Annotated in this window: 8 protein-coding genes; 5 read left to right on the top strand and 3 right to left on the bottom strand. The window is 74.9% G+C overall.

Features of this window, described 5'->3' with window-relative positions:
* Together ACYVQV_RS15930 and ACYVQV_RS15925 are read right to left on the bottom strand one after the other, a co-directional pair.
* Positions 1-1097, bottom strand: a 1097-nt coding sequence (locus tag ACYVQV_RS15930; RefSeq protein ID WP_461024298.1) for a serine/threonine-protein kinase, incomplete at its 3' end; no start/stop codon positions are given.
* Between the two features lie 148 nt (positions 1098-1245).
* A complete protein-coding gene (locus ACYVQV_RS15925; RefSeq protein ID WP_461024297.1) occupies positions 1246-1674 on the bottom strand; it encodes a CBS domain-containing protein in 429 nt (142 codons plus the stop codon).
* A gap of 250 nt (positions 1675-1924) precedes the next feature.
* On the opposite strand from ACYVQV_RS15925, the gene ACYVQV_RS15920 reads away from it, so the two are divergent.
* Together ACYVQV_RS15920 and otsB are read left to right on the top strand one after the other, a co-directional pair.
* Complete coding sequence (locus ACYVQV_RS15920; protein ID WP_461024296.1) at positions 1925-3454, top strand: alpha,alpha-trehalose-phosphate synthase (UDP-forming); 1530 nt, start codon at positions 1925-1927, stop codon at positions 3452-3454.
* Complete coding sequence (otsB, locus tag ACYVQV_RS15915) at positions 3451-4212, top strand: trehalose-phosphatase (RefSeq protein WP_461024295.1); 762 nt, start codon at positions 3451-3453, stop codon at positions 4210-4212. Before ACYVQV_RS15920 ends, otsB begins: the two co-directional genes overlap by 4 nt.
* Before the next feature lie 10 nt (positions 4213-4222).
* On the opposite strand, the gene ACYVQV_RS15910 is transcribed toward otsB, so the two are convergent.
* Positions 4223-4876 (bottom strand): maleylpyruvate isomerase family mycothiol-dependent enzyme, encoded by a 654-nt coding sequence (locus ACYVQV_RS15910; protein WP_461024294.1) that lies wholly within the window; start codon positions 4874-4876, stop codon positions 4223-4225.
* 107 nt (positions 4877-4983) lie between these two features.
* On the opposite strand from ACYVQV_RS15910, the gene ACYVQV_RS15905 reads away from it, so the two are divergent.
* The 3 genes from ACYVQV_RS15905 (at position 4984) to ACYVQV_RS15895 (ending at position 6063) form a co-directional block, all read left to right on the top strand.
* Positions 4984-5268 (top strand): type II toxin-antitoxin system Phd/YefM family antitoxin, encoded by a 285-nt coding sequence (locus ACYVQV_RS15905; protein WP_461024293.1) that lies wholly within the window; start codon positions 4984-4986, stop codon positions 5266-5268.
* On the top strand, positions 5265-5528 hold the full coding sequence (locus tag ACYVQV_RS15900) for a type II toxin-antitoxin system RelE family toxin (RefSeq protein WP_461024292.1): 264 nt from the start codon (positions 5265-5267) through the stop codon (positions 5526-5528). Before ACYVQV_RS15905 ends, ACYVQV_RS15900 begins: the two co-directional genes overlap by 4 nt.
* A gap of 100 nt (positions 5529-5628) precedes the next feature.
* On the top strand, positions 5629-6063 hold the full coding sequence (locus ACYVQV_RS15895) for a class I SAM-dependent methyltransferase (protein ID WP_461024291.1): 435 nt from the start codon (positions 5629-5631) through the stop codon (positions 6061-6063).
* The last annotated feature ends 66 nt before the right edge of the window (positions 6064-6129 follow it).

Genomic DNA, 6129 nt, shown 5'->3' with positions numbered 1-6129 from the left:
GCTGCTGGCAACGGCGCGGCTGCCGACGGCGCGGCCGGGGACGGCGCGGCCGGGGACGGCGCGGCCGGGGACGGCGCGGCCGGGGACGGCGCCGACGCGTAGGGGGCCGGTCGCGGCACGGGGGTGGTCGACGGCTCCACGGGCAGGACGCGGGTGCGCGGCGTGGCGATGGCGGCGGTGCGGTCGTCGACCGGCGCGTGCACGACCTGCGTCGCGTCGGCGGCGTCGTGCCCCCGGCCGTTGAGCAGGTCCTCGCGCAGCGGGACCCGGGAGGCCAGCCACAGGTCGCGGACGGCGGCGCGCAGCTCGGTCGGATGGGGCCGTTGCCAGGGTTCGGCGACCAGCGACCGCTCCAGGACGGGCGCGAGCGCAGCGGGGACGCCGTCCAGGTCGACGTCGCCGCGACGCACCCGGTCCAGGACGGCGTCCACGGGACCGCGGCCGAACGGCGGCCGGCCGGTCGCGGCGAAGGCGAGGGTCGCGGCCCACCCCCACCAGTCGGTGGCGTGGGTGGCAGGGTTCCCGTCGAGCACCTCGGGGGACAGGTACCCGGGAGTGCCCATCACCAGGCCTGTGCTCGTCAGCCGCACGTCGTCGGCGACGTGCGCGATCCCGAAGTCGATGACGACCGGCTCGCCCTCGTCCATCAGGACGTTGCCGGGCTTGAGGTCGCGGTGGACGACACCGGCGGCGTGGATGGCGGCGAGCGCCTCACCGAGCCCGTCGGCGAGGCGGGCCAGGTCCCCGCCGGTCAGCGGCCCGCGCAGCCGGACGTGGTCGTCCAGCGGCGGCGCGGGGACGTACCGGGTGACGACGTAGGGCTGCTCGCCGACGGTGTCGGCGTCGAGGACCTCCGCGACGCGCGGGTGCCGGACCCGCTGGAGGGTGCTGACCTCCCGCGCGAGGCGGTGGCGGGCGGCCGGGTCCTCGGCGACGTGGGGGCGCAGCACCTTGACGGCGACGGCGCGGCCGCTGGCGTCCAGACCGAGGTGCACGACGCCCATCCCGCCGGCACCGACGCGCTGGACGAGCCGGTACGGGCCGAGTCGCTGGACGTCGGCGGGCCTGGGGACGGCGTCCCACCCGTGGTCCTCCACGCCGCCCACGGTACGTGAGCGGCGGCGCGCGCCGGTGGCTCCGCCGTCCGACGAACGTCTCGTCCGCGGGCGCTCGGGTCCGACGAAGGTCGGTCCCCCGCGGCGTCGCCGGCCCGCGCCCGCGCGCGGCGGGCACGGTCCAGGAGGTTCAGGAGGTGATGTACGCGGTCAACTGGTCGCGCTCGCTGGTCAGCTCGTCGATGCGGTGCTTGACGACGTCGCCGATGCTGACGATGCCGACGAGCCGGCCCTCGGACAGCACCGGCACGTGCCGGATCCGCTGCTCGGTCATCAGCACGGCCATGTCGACGACCGGGCTGCCCGGCTCGCAGGTGTGGACGTCCGCGGTCATGATCTCGGCGACGGTCTCGTCGAGCAGGCCGGTGCCGTCGCTGTGCAGCCGCCGGACGACGTCCCGCTCGGAGACGATGCCGTCCACGGTGCTGCCGTCCGCGGACACCACCATCGCGCCGATGCCGTGCTCGTCGAGCCGGGCCAGGAGCGTGCGGACGGACTCGTCGGGGGCGATGGTGACCACCCGGTCGCCCTTGCGGCGCAGCACGTCGGAGATGCGCATGGCTCCCACCCTCCACCGTCCGGTCTGCTGCACGGACCGTCCGTGCCGAGCGCGTCCGGTGCGTCGACCGTAGTGCGCCGTGCCCGTTTCGTCAGCCCCCGACCGGCCCGCGTCCCACGAGGTGGGCGCGCGGCCGACGCGACGGGTTCGAGGGGGGCGGCTAGGGTCGACAGGACACCCGCCGGCTGCCCCGGGAGCGCCGCTCCGGACCTCCCTCGGCGCCCTCGCACAGAGCAGGAGTTGGTGCAGCGTGCCCACAGCGTCCGGGCGCTACGACTTCGTGGTGGTGGCCAACCGGCTGCCCGTCGACCGGGTGGAGCAGCCGGACGGTTCGACCGCCTGGCGGCAGTCCCCCGGGGGCCTGGTGACCGCCCTGGAGCCGGTGATGCGGCGCGCGGACGGCGCCTGGGTCGGGTGGACCGGTGCCGCCGGTGAGCACCTCGACCCGTTCGACGAGGGCGGGATGCGCCTGGTGCCCGTGGAACTGTCGGCCGACGAGGTCACCGACTTCTACGAGGGCTTCTCCAACGGCACGCTGTGGCCGCTGTACCACGACGTCATCGTCGCACCGGAGTACCACCGGGACTGGTGGGAGGCGTACGTCCGCGTCAACGAGCGCTTCGCCCGGGCGACGGCCGAGCAGGCGGACGAGGGCGCGACCGTGTGGGTGCAGGACTACCAGCTGCAGCTCGTGCCGGCGGTGCTGCGCCGGCTGCGCCCGGACCTGCGGATCGGGTTCTTCAACCACATCCCCTTCCCCCCGTACGAGATCTTCGCCCAGCTCCCGTGGCGTCGGCAGGTCGTGGAGGGGCTGCTCGGCGCGGACCTGCTGGGCTTCCAGCGCACCCAGGACGCGAACAACTTCCTGCGCGCGTGCCGGCGGGCGGTGGGCCTGACGAGCCGCGCGCACACCCTGGACGTGCCGGACGGCGAGGACGGCCGACGTCGCCGGGTGCACGCGCGCGCGTTCCCCATCTCGATCGACGCCGGGAGCCTGGACGAGCTGGCGCGCAGCGAGGAGACGGCGGAGAGGGTGCGGAGCCTGCGCGAGGAGCTGGGCAACCCGCGCAAGGTGGTCCTCGGGGTCGACCGGCTCGACTACACCAAGGGCATCCGGCACCGGCTCAAGGCCTGGGGTGAGCTGCTGGAGGACGGCGTCGTCGACCCCACCGAGTCCGTGCTGGTGCAGGTCGCGACCCCGAGCCGGGAGCGCGTGGAGCAGTACAAGCAGCTGCGCGACGAGATCGAGCTGACCGTCGGCCGGATCAACGGCGACCACTCGACCATCGGCCAGCCCGCGGTGCACTACCTGCACCACTCCTACCCGCGGGACGAGATGGCGGCGCTGTTCCAGATCGCCGACGTGCTGCTCGTGACGTCGCTGCGGGACGGCATGAACCTCGTCGCCAAGGAGTACGTCGCGGCACGCCACGACGAGCGCGGCGTGCTGGTGCTCAGCGAGTTCACCGGCGCCGCGGACGAGATGCCGCAGGCGCTGCTGGTCAACCCGCACGACATCGAGGGCCTCAAGGAGTCGGTGTGCCGGGCCCTGGCGATGCCGGCGAAGGAGCAGGGACGGCGGATGCGGGCGCTGCGCCGTCGGGTGCGCGAGCACGACGTGACGCGCTGGGCCCAGGACTTCCTGCGCTACCTGCAGGACCCGCCCGTCCCGCGCGGCGGTTCGGCCCAGGGCCCGCGGGAGTCCACGTCGGACTCCTCGGGGAGCCACGAGGCGTCCGTGCAGCAGCAGCGCGACGCGGCGAACGAACCGTCGTCGTGACGGGCGAGGGGGTGCGCGGCGCGTTCGAGGCGCTGCGCGGGAGGTCGGTGCTGGTGGCGCTGGACTTCGACGGGGTGCTCGCCCCGATCGTCGAGGACCGCGACGCAGCGACCCCACTGCCGGAGGCGTCCGCGGCCCTGCGCCGACTGGTCCGCGCCGACGGTTCGCACCTGGCCCTGGTCAGCGGGCGGGCGCTCGAGGACCTGCGCCTGCGCGCCGGCCCACCCGAGGGCGCGCTGCTCGTGGCCAGCCACGGCGCCGAGGTCGAGGGCGCACCGACCGACCTGGACGACGCCGAGCGGGAGCGCCTGGAGCGGGTGATGACCGCGGTGCGGGACGTGGTGGACGACCACCCGGGCACCGACCTGGAGACCAAGCCGGCCGGCGCCGTCCTGCACACCCGGCAGGCCGACCGCGACGTCGCGGCCGCCGCGACCCGCGCGGTCCTCGACGGCCCCGCCACCCTGGACGGCGTCCACGCGATGCAGGGCAAGGAGGTCGTCGAGCTGTCGGTCGTCGACACCGACAAGGGCCGCGCCGTGACGTCCCTGCGCGAGCAGCTCGGCGTCGACGCGGTGGTGTACATCGGGGACGACGTCACCGACGAGACCGTGTTCCGGGTGCTCGGCGAGGGGGACGTCGGGGTCAAGGTCGGGGACGGCGACACCGCCGCGGGCTGGCGCCTGCCCGACCCGCCGTCCGCCGCGGTGGCCCTGCACCACCTGGCCGACGTCCTGGGCGCGCCGGCCGCGGACTGACGAGCCGCCGTCAGCGGGTCCCGGCGCAGCGCAGCCGGAGCGTCGTCACGCCGTCCCCGTCGAGCTCGTCGCAGAACACTGGCCGGCCCGCCATGGCCATGGTCAGCGCGAGCGTCGTGCCGGTGACCAGCGGGCCGGCGCCGGTCGCGAACGGACCGTCGGTCGCCGCGAGCCGCAGCCCCTTCACCGTACGCCTGCTGGCGACCGTGAAGTCCCGGTTGGCGTAGAACCGGGCGACCGCGGTGACGGCGGCGACGTCGGGCTCGCGGGCCAGGCCGAGCGGGCGGCGGACGTCGGTGGCGTGCACGACCACCTCGCCCAGCCACGCGGCGGTGTGCCCCGACGCCGCGGTGGTGCTGGCGACCACGGCCCCGAAGCGCTCGAGGGTCCCTGCCGGGTCGGTGCCCCGGTGCTCGGCGAGCCGCCGCTCGTTGTGCACGGCCGGGTCGAACCGGGCGCCGACGATGCTGGCGATCCACCGCAGCCGTCCGGTGCTGGCCGCCGCCGTGAGGTGGGCGACGACGTCCTCGACGGTCCACTCGCCGCACAGCGTCGGGTGCGACCACTGCTCACGAGTCAGGTCGGCCAGGTCGTCGGCCAGCGCCTCGCGCTCGGCGTGGACCGCGTCCCACAGGGCTGATCGGTCGGTGGTCGGTGACGGCACGGGTCCTCCTGGTGTGGTGGTGGCACCGATCCGACCAGCCGCGCAGGTGGAACTCATCGGTGACATGCGCCTGGCTCCAGCGAGCGTCGGTGACTACTATTCGAGTCATGAGCACCAGGTCCCTGGCATACACCAAGGCGCACTTCAGCGACGTCGTGAACTCGGTGCGAACCACGCACGAACGAGTGACGGTCACCCGCAACGGCGAGGCAGCGGTGGTGATCATGGCGGCCGACGACCTCGAGGCGCTGGAGGAGACCCTCGCCCTCCTCCAGGACCCGGAGGCCATGGCCGCCCTGCGCGAGGGCGAGCGCGACGCCGCCTCCGGGGCGTTCACCACGATGGAGCAGCTGGAGAGCGACCTCGCCCAGCGGCGGCGCGGCGGCCGTTGACGTATCGCGTCGTCCCCACCGCCTCAGCCCGACGCCACCTGCAGACGCTGCCCGAGGCAGTCGCCGCCGCTGCCATCGAGTTCATGGTCGGCCCGCTGGCGAAGAACCCGCACCGAGTCGGCAAGGCCCTCAGGCCTCCCTTGACGGGCCGGCACTCGGCCCGTCGGGGCCAGTACCGGATCGTGCACGTCGTCGATGAGGACGCCCGGACCGTCACCGTGCTAGCCGTGACTCATCGGCGGGACGCCTATGCCACCTGACCTGATGGGCGCCCACGGCGGTGTCGGTTCGTTGACCGACGTACCGTGAACGGGTCACGATCACCGTCGTGGGACGCACCGGGCGCGACTGGCGACGACCGTGAGCGACCGGCTGTCGGACCGGTTGCGTCGTGTCGTGGACGCCCTGCCGCTGGAGCAGGGCACGCGCGTCCTGGAGGTCGGCGGCGCCCCGGGTGCCGCCGCGCGCGAGGTCGCGGCGCGCGTCGGTCCGTCCGGGCACGTCCTGGTCCTCGACCGGTCGGCCTCGGGCATCGCCCGGACCCGCGCCACCTGCGTCGACGAGATCGCGTCGGGCGTGCTGTCGACCCTGCAGGCTCCCGTCGAGGCCTTCACCCTGCCGGACGGCGTCGACCTGTTCGACCTCGCGTTCGCGTGCCGGGTGGGGGCGCTCGACGGACGCCACCCCGACCTCCTGCGGCCCGCGCTGGCCTGCATCGCGCGCGCCCTGCGGCCGGGCGGCCGGCTGCTCGTGGACACCGGTGACCCCCTCGCCGAGGTGCCCCTGCCGCGCTGACCAGCCCCAGCGGGCGCGGTGGTCCGGTCGCATGGCCCGGACGGGGACGGGTACGGCTCCGGCACG

The organism is Thalassiella azotivora, from assembly GCF_054781695.1.
Note: the sequence above shows the minus strand (reverse complement) of the source record. Positions and strands in the feature narration are given on the sequence as shown.

Excerpts from the sequence above, each read along its gene's own strand:
- ACYVQV_RS15905 (WP_461024293.1), top strand. The coding sequence starts at position 4,984 with ATGAGCACCAGGTCCCTGGCATACACCAAGGCGCACTTCAGCGACGTC.
- ACYVQV_RS15925 (WP_461024297.1), bottom strand. The coding sequence starts at position 1,674 with ATGCGCATCTCCGACGTGCTGCGCCGCAAGGGCGACCGGGTGGTCACC.